The sequence below is a fragment of the Phenylobacterium koreense genome (genome assembly GCF_040545335.1).
Taxonomy (GTDB): domain Bacteria; phylum Pseudomonadota; class Alphaproteobacteria; order Caulobacterales; family Caulobacteraceae; genus Phenylobacterium; species Phenylobacterium koreense.
Genome location: NZ_JBEPLU010000002.1, coordinates 34,350 through 49,984, shown reverse-complemented (window position 1 = coordinate 49,984; position 15,635 = coordinate 34,350). Strand labels below are relative to the sequence as shown.

General features: G+C 66.1%; 19 protein-coding genes and 1 tRNA gene. 8 read left to right on the top strand and 12 right to left on the bottom strand.

All coding sequences use genetic code 11. From position 1 onward, the window contains the following. Positions 1–19: 19 nt before the first annotated feature. Genes ABID41_RS11995 through ABID41_RS11985 form a run of 3 tightly spaced genes read left to right on the top strand, consistent with a single transcriptional unit; the run spans position 20 to position 3,337 of the window. Entirely contained in the window at positions 20–1,432 is a 1,413-nt protein-coding gene (locus ABID41_RS11995; protein WP_331929619.1) for a circularly permuted type 2 ATP-grasp protein, read from the top strand. Continuing rightward, positions 1,429–2,361 carry an alpha-E domain-containing protein gene (locus tag ABID41_RS11990; protein WP_331929615.1) on the top strand — a complete coding sequence of 311 codons (933 nt, stop codon included), beginning with the start codon at positions 1,429–1,431 and terminating at the stop codon, positions 2,359–2,361. Before ABID41_RS11995 ends, ABID41_RS11990 begins: the two co-directional genes overlap by 4 nt. 10 nt (positions 2,362–2,371) lie before the next feature. Beyond that, on the top strand, positions 2,372–3,337 hold the full coding sequence (locus ABID41_RS11985; RefSeq protein WP_331929613.1) for a transglutaminase family protein: 966 nt from the start codon (positions 2,372–2,374) through the stop codon (positions 3,335–3,337). 3 nt (positions 3,338–3,340) lie between these two features. Here ABID41_RS11985 and ABID41_RS11980 read toward each other — a convergent pair whose 3' ends face one another. From ABID41_RS11980 to cysT, 3 genes are read right to left on the bottom strand one after another with little or no spacing between them, the layout of a single operon-like run. Next, on the bottom strand, positions 3,341–4,369 hold the full coding sequence (locus ABID41_RS11980; protein WP_331929612.1) for a sulfate/molybdate ABC transporter ATP-binding protein: 1,029 nt from the start codon (positions 4,367–4,369) through the stop codon (positions 3,341–3,343). A 16-nt stretch (positions 4,370–4,385) separates the two neighbouring features. Next, positions 4,386–5,228 (bottom strand): sulfate ABC transporter permease subunit CysW, encoded by an 843-nt coding sequence (gene cysW / locus ABID41_RS11975; protein ID WP_331929610.1) that lies wholly within the window; start codon positions 5,226–5,228, stop codon positions 4,386–4,388. Then, positions 5,225–6,088, bottom strand: coding sequence for a sulfate ABC transporter permease subunit CysT (cysT, locus tag ABID41_RS11970; RefSeq protein ID WP_331929608.1), 864 nt, complete (start codon positions 6,086–6,088; stop codon positions 5,225–5,227). The genes cysW and cysT overlap by 4 nt, the downstream gene beginning before the upstream one ends. A gap of 223 nt (positions 6,089–6,311) precedes the next feature. Here cysT and ABID41_RS11965 point away from each other — a divergent pair, with 223 nt between their 5' ends. From ABID41_RS11965 to ABID41_RS11950, 4 genes are all read left to right on the top strand, one after another. Next, positions 6,312–6,461 (top strand): hypothetical protein, encoded by a 150-nt coding sequence (locus ABID41_RS11965; protein WP_331929606.1) that lies wholly within the window; start codon positions 6,312–6,314, stop codon positions 6,459–6,461. A gap of 219 nt (positions 6,462–6,680) precedes the next feature. Further along, positions 6,681–6,755, top strand: a tRNA-Lys gene (locus ABID41_RS11960). Between the two features lie 431 nt (positions 6,756–7,186). Then, a complete protein-coding gene (locus ABID41_RS11955) occupies positions 7,187–7,390 on the top strand; it encodes a hypothetical protein (protein WP_354297779.1) in 204 nt (67 codons plus the stop codon). 61 nt (positions 7,391–7,451) lie between these two features. Further along, positions 7,452–7,757, top strand: a complete 306-nt coding sequence (locus ABID41_RS11950; protein WP_354297778.1) for a hypothetical protein — start codon at positions 7,452–7,454, stop codon at positions 7,755–7,757. Between the two features lie 235 nt (positions 7,758–7,992). Here the strand turns inward: ABID41_RS11950 and ABID41_RS11945 are convergent, their stop codons facing one another. The 6 genes from ABID41_RS11945 to ABID41_RS11920 form a co-directional block, all read right to left on the bottom strand. Continuing rightward, the gene (locus tag ABID41_RS11945) at positions 7,993–8,229 is read right to left on the bottom strand and encodes a hypothetical protein (RefSeq protein WP_354297777.1); all 237 of its coding nucleotides are present in this window, start codon (positions 8,227–8,229) and stop codon (positions 7,993–7,995) included. Positions 8,230–8,388: 159 nt separating this feature from the next. Further along, a complete protein-coding gene (locus tag ABID41_RS11940) occupies positions 8,389–8,673 on the bottom strand; it encodes a hypothetical protein (protein ID WP_354297776.1) in 285 nt (94 codons plus the stop codon). After that, complete coding sequence (locus ABID41_RS11935) at positions 8,639–9,049, bottom strand: hypothetical protein (protein WP_354297775.1); 411 nt, start codon at positions 9,047–9,049, stop codon at positions 8,639–8,641. Before ABID41_RS11935 ends, ABID41_RS11940 begins: the two co-directional genes overlap by 35 nt. Then, entirely contained in the window at positions 9,046–9,726 is a 681-nt protein-coding gene (locus tag ABID41_RS11930) for a hypothetical protein (RefSeq protein ID WP_354297774.1), read from the bottom strand. Before ABID41_RS11930 ends, ABID41_RS11935 begins: the two co-directional genes overlap by 4 nt. A 143-nt stretch (positions 9,727–9,869) precedes the next feature. Further along, the gene (locus ABID41_RS11925; RefSeq protein WP_354297773.1) at positions 9,870–10,286 is read right to left on the bottom strand and encodes a hypothetical protein; all 417 of its coding nucleotides are present in this window, start codon (positions 10,284–10,286) and stop codon (positions 9,870–9,872) included. After that, positions 10,276–10,653 carry a hypothetical protein gene (locus ABID41_RS11920; protein ID WP_354297772.1) on the bottom strand — a complete coding sequence of 126 codons (378 nt, stop codon included), beginning with the start codon at positions 10,651–10,653 and terminating at the stop codon, positions 10,276–10,278. The genes ABID41_RS11925 and ABID41_RS11920 overlap by 11 nt, the downstream gene beginning before the upstream one ends. A gap of 229 nt (positions 10,654–10,882) precedes the next feature. Here ABID41_RS11920 and ABID41_RS11915 point away from each other — a divergent pair, with 229 nt between their 5' ends. After that, complete coding sequence (locus tag ABID41_RS11915) at positions 10,883–11,470, top strand: PEPxxWA-CTERM sorting domain-containing protein (RefSeq protein WP_354297771.1); 588 nt, start codon at positions 10,883–10,885, stop codon at positions 11,468–11,470. On the opposite strand, the gene ABID41_RS11910 is transcribed toward ABID41_RS11915, so the two are convergent. From ABID41_RS11910 to ABID41_RS11900, 3 genes are read right to left on the bottom strand one after another with little or no spacing between them, the layout of a single operon-like run. Beyond that, positions 11,467–14,253, bottom strand: a complete 2,787-nt coding sequence (locus ABID41_RS11910) for a SwmB domain-containing protein (RefSeq protein WP_354297770.1) — start codon at positions 14,251–14,253, stop codon at positions 11,467–11,469. The genes ABID41_RS11915 and ABID41_RS11910 overlap by 4 nt on opposite strands. Continuing rightward, positions 14,250–15,050, bottom strand: a complete 801-nt coding sequence (locus ABID41_RS11905) for a hypothetical protein (RefSeq protein WP_354297769.1) — start codon at positions 15,048–15,050, stop codon at positions 14,250–14,252. The genes ABID41_RS11910 and ABID41_RS11905 overlap by 4 nt, the downstream gene beginning before the upstream one ends. 20 nt (positions 15,051–15,070) lie before the next feature. After that, entirely contained in the window at positions 15,071–15,619 is a 549-nt protein-coding gene (locus ABID41_RS11900; RefSeq protein WP_354297768.1) for a hypothetical protein, read from the bottom strand. Positions 15,620–15,635 lie beyond the last annotated feature (16 nt).

The window sequence follows — 15,635 nt, the reverse complement described above, 5'->3', positions numbered from 1 at the left end:
GCCGACACCCTATGACGAGATGCTCACCGCCCTGGGCGAGACGCGCGGCCACTATGCTGGGCTGCACCAGCGGATCTCTGCCCTGAGCCAGGCCGAGATGTCGGAGCGGCAGAAGACCCTCGAGCGCTTTTTCCTGCTGCAGGGCATAACCTTCACGGTCTATGGCGGCGAGAGCTCGACCGAGCGGATCATCCCCACCGACGTGCTGCCGCGGATCATTCCCGGCGCCGAATGGGGGCGGATCGAGGCGGGCCTGACCCAGCGCTTGCGGGCGCTGAACATGTTCCTCGCCGACATCTACGGACCCCAGCAGATCCTGATGGACGGGATCGTACCGCGCGAACTCGTGCTGGGCGCGCCGTCCTATCGCCGCGAGATGCAGAACCTCTATGTCCCGCATCAGGCCTACGCCAATGTCTGCGGCTCGGACCTCATCCGCCAGCCGGACGGCGAGTTCGCAGTGCTGGAGGACAATCTGCGGGTCCCCTCCGGGGTCTCCTACATGCTGGCCAACCGGGAGGCCTCGCGGCGCACCTTCCCTAGTTCGTTCCGGGAGGCCAGGGTCCGGCCGATCGACCGCTATCCGGACCTGCTGCTGGCCACCCTCAAGAGCATGGCCGCCGACTGGCGCCCGAACCCGCAGATCGTGGTGCTGACGCCGGGCGTCTACAACTCGGCCTATTATGAGCACGCCTATCTGGCGCGGCTGATGGGGTGCCCGCTGGTCGAGGGCCGCGACCTCGTGGTCCACGACAACCTCGTCTACATGCGCACCACCACCGGCCTGCGGCGCATCGACGTGATCTATCGGCGGGTGGACGACGACTTCATCGATCCCCTCACCTTCCGGCGGGATTCGGGGCTCGGGGCCGCGGGGCTCTTCAACGCCTACCGGGCGGGCAATGTGGTGATCTGCAACGCCCCCGGCACCGGCGTGGCCGACGACAAGGCGATCTACGCCTATGTCCCGGAGATCGTCCGCTACTACCTGGGCGAAGACACGATCCTGCCCAATGTCGAGACCTATCTCTGCCGCGAGCCGAGCCAGCTCTCCCATGTTCTCGCCAATCTCGACAAGCTGGTGGTCAAGGCGGTCGGCGCCTCGGGGGGCTATGGGATGCTGGTCGGACCGCATGCCAGCCGCGCCGAGCGCGAGGCGTTCGCCCTGGCCCTGCAGGCCGATCCCGCCAATTACGTCGCCCAGCCGACAATCCAACTCTCGACCGCGCCATGTCTCGTGGACGGCCGGATCGAGCCGCGGCACGTCGACCTGCGGCCCTTCATCCTGTCCGGCGAGAAGATCGTCGTCACGCCGGGCGCCCTGACGCGAGTGGCGCTGCGCAAGGGCTCGCTGGTGGTCAATTCAAGCCAAGGCGGCGGCTCCAAGGACACCTGGGTGCTCGACGACGGAGCCGCGGAGGTCGCGCCATGATGCTCGCCCGAGTCGCAGACGCCCTTTACTGGATCGGCCGCTACGTCGAACGGGCCGAGCACATGTGCCGCTTATCCGACGTGATGCTCGACGCCAGCCTCGATCGTACCGACGGCGCCGGCCAGGTCACCCGCATCGTGCTCTCGGCGGTGGGCGACCAGGACAGCGTTCCTGCCGCCGATCCCTATCGCCTGGCCCTGGCGCTGGCGCTTGATCGGCAGGATCCGGGCTCGATCGCCTCGTCGGTCGCTCAGGCGCGCGAGAACGCCAGACAGGTCCGCGAACAGATCACCACCGAAACCTGGGAGCGCCTCAACCTCATCTATCTTCGCGTGACGGCGCCGGACGCGGCGAGGACGTTCAACGACGACGCCGGAGCGTTCCTGCACGAGGTCATCGCCGACCTGCACCTCTTCAAGGGCGCGGCCGATGCGACCATGAGCCATGGCGAGGGCTGGGGCTTCCTGATGCTGGGCGTCTACCTCGAACGGGCGCAACTGATCGGGCGGCTGCTCAAGGTGTGCTTCAGCGCCCAGGGTCCGCTGGACGACCATATCGCCCTGGTCGGCGCGTTGCGCATGAGCTGCGCCCTGGAACCCTATCTGCGCCGGTTCACCGCCGACGTGCAGCCAGGGAAGGTGCTGGACTTCCTGCTGCTGGACGAGGAATTCCCCCGCTCGATGCGGTTCTGCACCGCGCGGATCGAAGAATATCTTGGCATCGCGGCAAGGCACGCCGGCGTCGCCTCGAACGCCTTGCCCGTCCGGCTGGCCGGCCGTCTGCGCGCGCGGCTGCAGTACGCGGACATGACCGAGCTGCACGGCGCCGGAGGCCTCATCGACGCCGTGCTGGACGACTGCGCGGCCCTGCACCAGTCGATCTACGACACCTTCGTCGCCTACCCGCTCGAAACCCGCCTCTCGGCCTAGGACCAAGCCCTTGCTGCTCGAAGTCCGTCACGTCACCCAATACCACTACGCCGAACCGGTCCGCGAAAGCGTGATGGAGGTCTGGATGCAGCCTCAGAAGGCTGCGGGCCAACGGTTGGTCTCGTTCGACCTCGACGTCGAACCGGCCGCGCAGCTCTTCTCCTACGCCGACCCGTTCGGCAACGCGGTCTATCATTTCGACGTGCCCCAGCCGCACGACGGCCTGCGGATCGTGGCGACCTCGGCTGTGGAGACCCAAGCGCGGCCGCCGATGCCGGACGCCCTGGACCAGGGGGAATGGGACCGGCTGCGCAGCGACTTCGTGCGCGGCGAGAACTTCGACTTCCTGACCCACCACGGCTTCGCGCTCGAGACCGAGGCGCTGAAGGCCTACGAAGCGCGCCACGAGCTGCATGAACTCCGTCGGCGTGACCCGCTGACGGCCATGCGGCTGCTGGCCGAGACGATCTACTCGTCCTTCGAATACCAGACGGGCGTCACCCACGCCGACAGCCCGATCGACCTGGCGCTCGCGGCGGGCCGGGGGGTGTGCCAGGACTTCGCGCACATCATGATCGCGATCTGCAGGAGCTGGGGCGTGCCGGCGCGCTATGTCTCCGGCTATCTGTTCACCGATCGCCAGGCCGGGGACCGCTCGGACCCGGACGCCACCCACGCCTGGGTCGAGGTGTTCCTGCCCTCGCTGCGCTGGGTCGGCGTCGACCCGACCAACAACATGTTCGCCGGCGAGCGTCACATCGCAGCGGCCATCGGACGCGACTACAACGACGTGCCGCCCTCGCGGGGCGTCTACAAGGGCGAGGCCGAGAGCCAGCTTGCGGTCGGGGTTTCGGTGCGCCAGGCACGGGCCGCCGTGACCGAACCGGAGTTCATCCGCATCGCCCAGCCTTCCTTCTCAAGGGCCGGACGGCGCCGGCAGGTCGGCGCTCTGGCCTACGACCAGCAGCAGCAATAGGCTTCAGGCCGGGAAGACATAGGCCCGTACGACATCGAGGCCAAGCTGGGCGCCGGGGCGGATGTCGCCCGCGCCCTGCCGGGCGAAGGCGGCTTCGACGCGCTGGCCATCGGCGGTCGCCGCGTCGATGCGGAGGATCGCCCCTTGCGCGGAGATGTGTTTGGCGACGACGGCGAGACCGGCTTGCGGCGCGAGCTTGAATTCATGCGGCCGGATGAACGCGACCGCCTTGCCGTCGCGCACCCCGGCGGCGTCCAGCTCCACGACGCCGCTCCTGAACCGGCCGGCCTGCACCTTCCCTTCCAGGCGGTTGGACTCGCCCACGAACCCGGCCACGAACGGCCCGGCCGGATTGTCATGCACCTCGGAAGGCGGCCCCACCTGCTCGATCGCCCCCTGGTTCAGAATCGCCACCCGGTCGGCGAGCTCCAGCGCCTCTTCCTGGTCGTGGGTGACGAAGATGGTGGTCACGCCGGTGGCGTCGTGGATGCGCCGAAGCTCCTTGCGCAGCGACTTGCGGACAGTGGCGTCCAGGGCCCCGAATGGCTCGTCGAGCAGCAGGACGCTCGGGCTGACCGCCAAGGCGCGGGCCAGGGCGACCCGCTGACGCTGGCCGCCGGAGAGCTGGGTCGGATAGCGCTTGCCCAGTCCGTCCAACTCGACCAGCCGCAGAAGTTCATCGATGCGGCCCGCGATCTGCTGCTTGGAGGGCTTGGCCGCGCCCTTCCTGACGTCCAGTCCGAAGGCGATGTTCTTGGCCACCGTCATATGCCGGAAGAGCGCGTACTGCTGGAAGACGAAACCCACCCGCCGCGCGGCGGCGCTGGTGAAGGTCATGTCCTGGTCGCCGTAGAGCACCTGCCCCTTCTCGGGGAACTCCAGTCCGGCGATCACCCGCAGCAGGGTGGTCTTGCCCGAACCCGAGGGACCGAGCAGCGCCAGCAGCTCGCCATCGGCGATCTCCAGGCTGACGCCGTTCAGGGCCGGGTAGCGGCCGAAGGTCTTCTCCACCGAGCGGATGGAAATCGTCATGCAGGGCGTCTCTTGATCAATGGCCGCCGGGCCGCGTCTGCGGCTGGATGAACTCGAGCACGGTCTTCAGGACCAGGGTGACGACCGCCAGGAAGCAGAGCAATGCCGCCACGGCGAAGGCGCCTACGAAATCGTACTCGTTGTAAAGGATCTCGACGTGCAGCGGCATGGTGTTGGTCAAGCCGCGGATATGGCCCGACACCACCGACACGGCCCCGAACTCGCCCATGGCGCGGGCGTTGCAGAGCAGGACGCCGTACAGCAGGCCCCAGCGGATGTTCGGCGCGGTGACGGCCCAGAAGGTGCGCAGGCCCGAGGCGCCCATGGAGACGGCCGCCTCCTCCTCGTCGGCGCCCTGCTCCTGCATGAGCGGGATGAGCTCCCGGGCGACGAACGGGAAGGTCACGAAGATCGTCGCCAGGACGATGCCCGGAACGGCGAAGATGATCTTGATGTCGTGATCCAGCAGCCAGGGGCCAAACCAGCCCTGAGCCCCGAAGACCAGCACGTAGATCAGGCCGGCGACCACCGGCGACACCGAGAACGGCAGGTCGATCAGGGTGATCAGGAACGGCTTGAAGGGGAACTCGTATTTGGCCACGGCCCAGGAGGCGCAGATCCCGAACACCACGTTGAACGGCACGGTGATCGCCGCGGTGAGCAGGGTCAGCCGGATCGCCGCCCTGGCGTCCTCTGAGGCGATCGCCTCCAGCGCGGCGGGCAAGCCCTTCCGCAGCGCTTCGAAGAACACCGAGACCAGCGGCAGGACCAGCACGCCGGCCAGGAACGCTGCGACCAGCGCCAGGACCAGGGCCTTGGCCCATCGCGGATCGTCGGTGGGATGGCGCGCGCCGCTCACGAGAACCTCCGCGACCAGGCCTGGACGGCGTTGATGACGAACAGCATCAGGAACGAGACCGCCAGCATGACGACCGCGATCGTGGCGGCGCCGGCGTAGTCGTACTGCTCGAGCTCGATGATGATCAGCAGGGGCGCGATCTCGGACTTGTAGGGCATGTTGCCGGCGATGAAGATCACCGAGCCGTACTCGCCGACCGCTCGGGCGAAGGCCAGGGCGAAGCCGGTGAGCCAGGCGGGCGCGAGGGCGGGAAGGATCACCCGGACGATGGTGTCGAGACGGGTGGCGCCCAGGCTGGCGGCGGCCTCCTCGACGTCCGAGGAGAGGTCGCGCATCACCGGCTCCAGGGTGCGGACCACGAACGGCAGGCCGATGAAGGTCAGGGCCACGATCACCCCGAGCGGCGTATAGGCGATCTTGATCCCGGCCGGGGCGAAGAGCGCGCCGATCCAGCCGTTGGGCGCATAGAGCGTCGCCAGGGCGATGCCGGCCACCGCCGTCGGCAGGGCGAACGGCAGGTCGATGATCCCGTTGACCAGGCTCTTGAGCGGGAACCGGTAGCGGACCAGGGCCCAGGCGGTCAGCGCCCCGAACACGGCGTTGACGATCCCGGCGATCAGGGCCGCCCCGAACGACAGCCGATAGGCCGTCAGCGCCCGCTCGTTGAACGCGGCTTTCAGGAACTCTGCGAACGACTGGTCCGCCGCCTTCACCGCCACCGCGCTGAGCGGGATGAGGACGATCAGCGACAGGATCGCCAGCGTGATCCCCATGGTCAGCGAGAAGCCGGGAATCGCCGAGCGGCGACGGATCAAGGGCCGGCGCGCCGCGACTTTGTCGATCGGTAAGGTCGCGCTCATGTCCACGGCCCCGGTTGCAGACGCATAAACGCCGAGACGAGCGGATCGCTGCGTCTCGGCGAATGGGTTCAGCTAATCCCCATTGACCCTATGGCCAATATAGTTTTTCTGAAGCCGCGATCCCCTAAGCTGGCCCTGGACGAGGGACGCCTCCTGGGATCATGCTGTCAGGCGCAAAAGCGGCCAATCACACAGAGCCGCGGGCAAAGAGACGGGAAGAAACATGGCCACCCACACCACAGAGCATGAGACCAGGCGAAGCGATCGCCGCGGCGCCGGCTACTATTTCCTGTTGTTTGCGTTGCTTGCTTTCACGGGCCTCTACTTCGGAGTCGCGATCCCGACCTTCCTGGGAATCATCGGCGCCGGCTGACGACCAAAGGCGATCTGGCCTCACCCGGCTTCCGCGGGCCGGGCGAGGCCTTCGCAACACCGACCGGGGATTTGGCCGGGCTGACTGCCGGCCTAGAACGACGTCGAAGATGAGCGGTTCCAGCCTGTTGAAAGCTTCGGCGGCGCTCTTGCTCCGGGAAGGTCGCCCGCATATGGTCCGCGCCTCTTCGTCCGGCGCGGCTTGCGCGTACGGCGTCGAGGGCCGGTAGCTCAGTGGTAGAGCATTCGACTTTTAATCGAATGGTCCTGGGTTCGAGTCCCAGCCGGCCTACCAACTATCCACCTGTGATCGTTGGGTTTTTCCGCATCATCCAGCGCAAATATGCCAGACCGTCAGACTATGGGTCCGACGACCGTCAGACTTTCGGACTTCGCCCGTTCTCTCTTCAACCGCCATATCGGCCGATTCCCTTGACGTGAAGTTCTCGCGGCGTTCTCGTTCGCCATGGCCCTCCACGACCCCGGCGTCCCGCTATCCCACCTCCTCGCGCACGTCGCTGATGGGAGCTGCGCCGGCGTCCTCTTCATCTGCGCCTGCGGAAAGTGGTGGACGACCGACGTAGGCGTGGTGATAGCCGATCTGGAGCGCCGCGGGGTCGGCGGGTCGGGGACCGGCGTCCGTGACGTGTTCCGGTTCTCGCGGCGCCCATGCGGGCATTGTGGGGGCCTCGCGATTGAGACCAGGCCAGATTGGGGCGGGCCTCCATGATCGACTATCGGGCAGTCCAGATCACCCACCTCGGCCAGCGCTACAGCGCCCGCTATTCGGTCGAGGCCGGATACCTCTGCGTTGACAGTGCCCATGGAAGCCGTCGATGCGTGCTGGTCGACGTGGACGCCGACGTGAAAGGCCAGGCCGCAAGCCTCCTACAGCAGATCGTGAGCGAGCGGCGAAGGGCGAAGACCTGAAGCCAATCGGCCGGCCCCAACGCTCGCGAATCGAGGAGCTTCGCGGCTATCACCCCAGGCCATGAAGCAGCACACCGGCGACGAAATTCGGTCGATCATGACGGACATGCCGGCCGAGGCCATTGAGAGCCTGCAGGCGACGTATGCCGAGCACCAGATCACCGAGTACGAAGCGCGCTGGTGGGGCTATCTGATGTTCGCGCGCACCGGCTCCTACGAGGGGACCGCCTACTCGATCAAGGTCATGGGCGACGGCGGCGAGGTCACGCAGGATTTCCTCAGCTATGTGCTGGCCGAACGTGAGGGCAACAGGCGCCATGAGCTCGTTCGGAAGCCCTGGCCTGACGGCGGCTTGGATCGGGCATGAAAAAGCCCGCCCCCGGTGAAGGGAGCGGGCCGATTTCCAGTCGCAGAGAACACCAGCCAAAACCGTTGCTGGCTAAGGGTTTGGGGGCGATTTCCTTCGATTTGGGCACCAGCCAAATTCCTTGCCAGATAAGGGGTTGAGACCGATTTCATTTGATTTCGGCGCCAACAAAAAAGCCCCGCCAGCCGAAGCCAGCGGGGCAACTCGTGCATAATTTGCACCTGTTCAGCGGAGTTTATTCGACAGGCGTAAAGTCCAGATAGTAGGACTTGCCAAGCTCGAACTGCGCGATGGCTGCCGGATTGGTCACCGTCATCTCCAGCTTCCCATTCGGGGTCCACTTCGACCACGCCGCGTTATCGCTGCCATCGCCGTAAACTGGCGACAGAATGATGTTGGCGCAGTCGCCCGACGTCGGGCCGGTGTAAACGTGCTCGATCTTCTGGACGTAGAATTTAGCTCGGACGCTCATGCGTCTTCTCCTTTGTGTGGGGCCGGGAAGAGCCGCCCGGCACGGCATCAATCTCCATGCTTATGGAGAATGTTTTTCAGCGCCGGATCATCCTATCGGCGATCAACAGCGCAACGGCGGCCAGGATCGAGACCGCCGACATGTAGAAGCCGAACACCGTCAGCTATCCGGACGGGGAAGGAAGGGCCGTCTCCACCAGGGAGCCTCGATCCGCTTCACCGCCGCGGCGTCTCGCTTCTCGCAGCGCTCGATCACGCCGATCGCCTCGCGCATCCGGCCGTTGGCGATCTCCAGGCGGTCGGTCTGGGAGACGCCGAAGACCTGCCAGTCGGTGCGCTCCTCGATCGCCTGGGCGAGTTGGGCCTCAAGCATTGGCGCCGGCGTGGGCCGCTCGGCCGGCAGGCGCGCGCTATCGACTCCTTGCAGCCACTCCGGCGGCGTCATAGTCGAACACCCTTCCTGCGCACTGTGGATCATGACGGGCCGACTTGCGCATGCAGAGCTCGTCAAGAGCAACGCCAGTGCGCTGGCTCGCAGGAGCATTGCGGATCGCATTTTCAGAAGCCTCCGTGTTGCGGTGGATTTGGTCTTCGGCGAGGGCTTGCCGGCCGGCGCTTTCGACGGCGTCGGCGGCCGATGAGGTGCGGGCCTGGGACATCTGGGCCTCGGCGCGGGCTTCGGCTGCCCTGGCGCGCTCTCTGCCCGGCGCCGTCGCGAACCAGATCAGGGCGGCGATAACGGCCAGGCAGGCGACGAGGCCAGCGGCGACAAGCGCCCAATGTGCCGGGCTGAACAGGCGGCGGAACTCGGAAGGCGTCATCGCCAATCTCCTGCTTGGAGCGCGGCGAAGAACACGAGCGCGGCGTCCGCGACCTTCCCGCCGTTGTTGTCGGGGTTGATGATCCGGCGAGCGTTCGCGAACTGCTCGCGCGTCGGCTTGGCCGCGATGAAGTCGTTCAGCTTCTTGCCGGTGAAGAGGCCCTTCAGCGATCCGGCGACAAGGATCTGCGCGGAGACGTCAGGACGGAGCGCGAGGTCTGGTGAGGCGATCAGATCGCCACCGAGGCCAAGCTCGGCGTCCAGCTTGGCGTACATCTCGCGGCCGGTGATGTGGGCCTGTCCGCGCCCGCGATGCTGCCAGCCGTCGTCCGTGCCGGGGCGGTTGCCCATGCGGCCGTTGTAGACGTGGTTCGCCAGGCCCTTAGCGTTGCGCACAAAGGGCTGAGCACTGGCAATCGTCGGAAACCGGCTGGGCCAGACGGCGCGAATCCGCTCGGCGCTCGTGTAGTTCAGGTTCTCCACGTTCGGCGCCATCGAGCCGCCGGTTTCATGGAAGGCCGTGGCCAAGCAGTAAGCGACCCACGACATCGGCAGCTTTCCTGCTGCCGCGATCAGTATCGCCTCGCAACCGGCGAACTCCTCAGACGAGATCGTATCGCCCAGCAGCCGCGAGGCGCGGAGGTGGTCGTAGAAGGCTGCGGGCTCCTGGAGCCCCACGACGCCCGGCGGCGGCTCAGGCGGCGCCACTGGCGGCGCTGGGGCCGGCGCTGGCACGATCCACGGGCCAGATGCAGCGAGGGCCTCAAGCGCGTCCGCCGAGGCCCTTAGTTTCGCGACTTCCGCCAGGAGTATCTCGCGGCTCATGGCTGCACCCGCTGTTCGGGCGGCAACTCGCCGTCGTCTGCTGGAGCCAGAGACGCCGGCTTCACAGTCGTCGCCACTGTCGTCTTCACCTCGAGCGGCTGGGCTTCGTCCTGATCGATCGAGGCGTGGATGCCGTCTCGGCCGCCGTGAACGTTCACCGACAGGCCCGTGATCGCTGCAAGGGCGACCATCATCAGCAGCTCGACGCCGACGAGCAGATAGAACAGCGCATCGAGCTGCTTGCCCTGGTAGACCGCCGCCCACGGTCCCTTCCAGATCACCCAGGCCCCAGCGACGAGCACCATCGTCAATGCGACGGCCGCGCCGATCTGCGCCCATATCTTCACGGGCGCCGCGGCCAGGACCGCGCGCCACGCCCTGACGATGAGGCCGGGCTCTTTCTCAGTCGCCATGGTCGCTTCCTTCAATGACGGTGAACGGCTCCGGCTCCTGGTGCGCGAGCGGGACCGGAATCCCATGCCGAATGAGCAGGTGCTTCAGGCTCTCGATCGACTGTGTGAGGTTCAGGATTTTCCCGTTCGCTTCAGCCCGTTCGGCCGCCCAGGCGATCCGCTCCTCCGCAAGCTGATTGCGGAAGAAGTCGCGCTCCTCGCGGAGCTGCTTGGTCAGCTCGGAAAAGCCGCTGTTGATCGCCTGTTGGAACGCCGCCTTGCCCATGAGGCGGTTAGCGAGCCAGAGGCTCACGCCGCCAAATGCGGCGCCGATAGCGCCGGCCAGCGCCGTCCATAGTCCAGGCGCGTCTGGCAGGCCGTCGCTCATGGCGGCTGTCCTCATGTCAGGGTTCTCGCTGTGGTGAGCGGGGGATCTACGTTCAGGGGCCGCGTCGACCGCCGAGCTGCAGGTGATGGAGGACGCGCGGCCGAGGGCCTTCCCGAGCGGGTGGACTTTTCGCCGTCGATTCCAGGTGACGCCGCTCGCGTATTGGGCGAACGCTGGTTGACATGCCCGATGCTTAGGCGTTCGTTAACGCCACTCTGGGGAGAGCGACATGATCAGGATCATCGGAGCCGCCATCGCGGCGCTAACCCTTGCGGCAGCCGCGAGCCCGGCCGCCGCGCTGGAGAACACGATCTCTTTCGGCGACCAGTTCGCCGGGCGGCCCACCGGTTACGCTGACGGGAATCTTTGGCGCGAAGGCCGTGTCGTCGTTCGTACCGAGTTTAATGAACTTCCAGTCGATAACGTCCTTATCTCAACGGGCTATGTGACGTTCTACTGTTGCTTTGGCCCGCAATTTGGCGGGCCGTTTTCCCCTTACGCGGGCCGGGGCGTCGTCACCGGGTTCTATCTCGACGGAAACACCGACGTGGAGTTGATCACGGGGTCCGGCGAAAGCAGGATCTTCAATCTCGATGGCCAAGACGGCTTCCAGTGGTTCGCGCCGTACGTCGATTATGCCAGCGCCTGGTTCACTTTCCGCCCGCTCAGCAGTTCCCCTGACGCCTTCTTCAGGCTCGATTACGTCGGCTTCTCCGCCGTTCCTGAGCCGGCAACCTGGGCGATGCTGATCACAGGCTTTGGTTTGGCGGGGTCGGTGCTCAGAAGGCGCCGCGCCCTTCTTGCGATCCAGGCCTAGGCCGCCACGAAGCTCCCGCCAGCCATAACCATCGGCAGGTCGAGGATGCTCCCCAGGTTCGGCACGCCATCGGCCGAGTTCGCCTCGGTCAGCGATCTCGGCATCCAGAGAACCTTCGGCGTGTCGCCGGTCGGCCCCTTCCGGTTGGTCCTGAGCGCTTCCGTCGTTATGAGATCTCGGAAGCCCGCGGCCTGGATGTTCGGAAGGTCTGCAGGATCGGTGAACCAGTCCATGAACACGTACTCGTAGGCGACATCCGAGCGGTTCAGGCCGTCTTCCGAACCGCCGAGGCCCATGGGTGAGGTGAACACCTCGGCCGCCAGGGTCGATCCGGGATCGACCGGGTTTGGCCGCGGCCCAAGCCTCAGTGCTCGGGCGCCGGAGTTCGAATTGAAGGCCGACGTCGTGAGCGCAACATCGGTCTCGTTCAGGATCGCCCGCATGCCCCCGCTGGCGATGTCCAGCTTCGAGAAATCGATCGACCACCAGAGGGTCATCCATGTCCCGACGGTCGGAGCGGTCACCATGCGCGCGACGCTGTTGGAGTTCAGCACCCATTGCATGGATGTCCCGCTGGCCAGGGCCAGGCGGAAGCGGTTGGTCTCGTGCGACCCAAGAAGGGTCTGAGGGAAGGTTCCGAGGACGTTGTTGATCCTCATCTTGACCCCGAACAGCAGGGCGCGGACGCCTTCGTCCTGCGAGATCGGGTAAGGCGCCACCGCATAGCTGCTGGCGTTGTTGTCCACCCCGACGACCGCCGCGGGATTGTCGCCATAGAAGTCCGTCAGGTTGGCCGCCGAGGTGGCTCCGAACGCCGCTGCCGCGATCCCGCTGAGGTTCTTGAGCGCATTCGCCCCCGGTACAGCATAGGCCAACGTCACGCTCTCGCCGCCGGTGAGCGGAGTCGCCAGAACACAGTTCACTGTGTCGCCATAGATCTCGACCGACGAGATCGTCTGCGTCACCCCGCCGACCTTGGCGGTGAACGCGCTCGTGGCTGGGAGCGACGTCATGGTGATGAGCTGATCGAACTTCGCCCAGAGGTTCGCGCCATCGGCGCTGATGCTCACCAGCGCCGGAGCCTCGTCGTAGATCGCTCCCCGGTAGGCATCGTACATGGCCTTGTACCAGGTCGGCAGGGGGTTTGATCCCTCGGCCTCGACCTCGATCCAGTCGCGGAAGCGGTCGTAATAGGTCGTCACCTCGTCGGCTCCCAGCAGCGGGAGAAGCCCCATCAGCCGGGCGGCGAGGAAGGCCGCGAGGACATAGCTCGCGATGATCGCCCGGTACGCGGTGTCGAAGTTGCATCCGGCGTCGAGCGGATCATAGGCGCTCTGCCGCCAGTCCGGCACGCCAGTCATGAAGCGCTTGTATTGGGTCAGCACCCGGTCGCCGAACGGTGTCGGGATGATGCGGGTATAGCGGTCGCGGACCACGAAGATCTGATCGAACTCCGACCAGCGATGACGGTTCGTGGCTTCATCAAGATAGGTCGCCATGTCGTCGGCGAACGGCGCCCCCTGGAGCGCTCTGGCGGTGAAGGCGAGCAGCATCAGCGGCCAGGAGTTGCCACCGCCGAGCCGATACCACTCCCCCAGGTTTCCCGCGCTCAGGCGGCCATAGAGGTCGATGCCCTGTTGGATGACCGCATAGGCCATCTGCTGCTTTTCGCTGGTCGTCAGGGCGTCGGTGCAGAGCAGCAGGAGGGCGTTGGAGCAGACGAAACCGATGTCCTGCCCGTAGTTCGGCTGGTTGCTCAGCGCATTGATTGTCCGCCCGCCGCCGGTGTTGTCGGTGCAGGCGTAGTTCCACGGCTTGGCGAGGTAGGCCATCACGGCGGCGAAGGTCGGGGCGCCGGCAGGAGCCGTGAGGTTGGGCAGGAACGAGAGATCGACGTCCGACGTGTTCCAGTAGTGGGTCTTGTCGGCCCAGGACGGCGGTGGGCGGAAGTCTCCTTCAGCCGGCGGGGTGTCCGTAATCGTCAAGGTCGAGACCACCTGATTAACCGCTTGGTCGGGCCTCGACATGGGCTCTGCGGTGATGCTGATGGATTTCGCCACCGTGAGATTGTTGAGGTCGGTCAGTGGACCTAGGGTGCGGTCCAGCTCAGGCCGATAAACCAGCGCCTCGGCCCCGGGGTGGTTGGCGATGCTGTCGAAGCCGTGGCCGACCGTGCGGCCATAGGTGTTGTCCGAGGCTGGGAGGCCGAGCGCGATGGCGTCAGCGATGTTGCCGGGGTTGAACTGCATCCCATTGATCCGCCGGCCCGTATAGGACTGCGTTCCGCCATTGGCGATGATCACCGTGCCGTCCTTCGACTCCGCAGGCGGGGACGGTTGCTGCGCCATGTCGAGCGGGCCTTGCGCCCACAGCCCGTTGACCACGTAGGCCGACGTCGCGACGGTCCCGGCGAGGTGGTAGGTGACGCCAAATTCGGTGATGTCGGTCTGCTCGCCGGCGGCGGCGACCGTGAGGTCGAAGGCTGGAATATCCGCTGTTGTACCAAGCGCGTCCGTTACCCTGATGACGATGTTCTCGAAGCTGCCAGCCTCGGTCGGTGTGCCGGAAAAGAGGCGTGAAGGCCCAGCCCCGGATAGCCCCACTCCGGCCGGCGGCTGGCCTTCAGGCAGGCTGAAGGCGTAGGGAGGACGTCCGCCAAAGGCCGTGACGGTGAAGCCGTCATAGACAGCGTCCTCGGTTGCCGAGGTGTCTGGGGTGCCGGAGATCTGGAGCGGCGGGGGTTTGATGCGCGCCTTCAGCAGCAGGATCTTTGCGCGGCTCATGCGTATTGCGCCCCCAATGCCGTCATGAAGGCGTGCAGCGCCGTGTCCATGTCCGCTTGCTCCGTGTCGGTCAGGGCTGCTCCGCTCCAACAGGCCGCAAAGCGGTCATCGCAATAGGCCGAACCGTTGCGACCGAGGGTGGCGATGAAGGTGTCTGGGTCTGCGTCGGTGATCACGAAGGCCGAAGCAAAGGTGCCATTGTAGAAATAGCGGGTGTTGTTGTCGTCGATACGTGACCCCGTCCGGTGGCCCGTCCGAGTAGTCGAGGGGTTGCGGACATTCGTACTATTGGCCGATTGGTTGATCCGCGCGGTTTCGGACCCGGCAGAGTTCGCCAGACAGTTCGTTCGGGCCGAGCTCGTGCCGCCCAGGTGCGGGACCTGCGTCCCCGTCGGACCCTGGAGGTTGCAGTAGACACCGAAGGATGCGCTGCTACGGGCGTATTGGTTGCCCGTAGCGCCCAGCGCCTCGGGGAACCCAATATAGCCCGTCGCCCCGTCACCAGCGATCCCACGGCTGGCGGTGAACGTGGTGGTTCCACCCACCGAGAACACCGCCGCGGCATCCCGCACGTCCAGCAATCTGTCAGCCTGCAGCGGTGTGGCGAACATGCCGATGTGGTCGAGCTTCGCCCACACGCCAGCGGCCTTGAGCGCCAGCACGAAAGTGTTGGCGGCGTCCTTGAACGTACTGCCGGGATCGACGCTGAACCGCTCGAAATAGGCGATCGCGTCGGCGTCATACTCTCCAGGCGGCGCGCCGCTGTCGGCGAACGCCAAGGCGAGCACTGCAGCCATTCTGCTTCGCGAGAGGCGCATCAGGTGAAGCGCCCGAAAGCAATGACGCGAGCGCCGGCGCCAGTCGTTATCTCCCATCCCCCGCTCTCGCTCGCGATGCCGAAGAGCGGGATTGGAAACGGCTTGAGGTCGGCGCTGACAGTGCCGCCAGCGTAAACCACAGTGTTCGTGCTGCCGTCCTCGATGGAGATGGCGCCGACGGTCGTGCTTGTCGGGATCACCAGCAGGGCTTCGAGCTTGTCGCCGATAGCGCCGGTCGTGCCGAGCATCTGATCTGTCTGGCTCGCCTCGACGACTTCATATTCCGACGAGACCACCTCGACGTCCGCCGGGATGTCATCCTGGAATTCGGCCAGGATAGCGCCGAGAGCAGTCACCGCCGGATCGTCCGAGGCCAGCGTCGCCCGCAGCGTACCTGCGGTGACAGCGCCAGCGCCCGCCGCAATCAGCGCCAGAACGCCCTCATCGCCGACCGCCAGCTTCAGGACTTGGACCAGCCGGCTTGCGCCGATGCGATCGACGGCGACCTTGGAACCGGCCCCCGGAAGGGTGACGTCTTCAATGGCCATGGCGGCTCATCTCCCA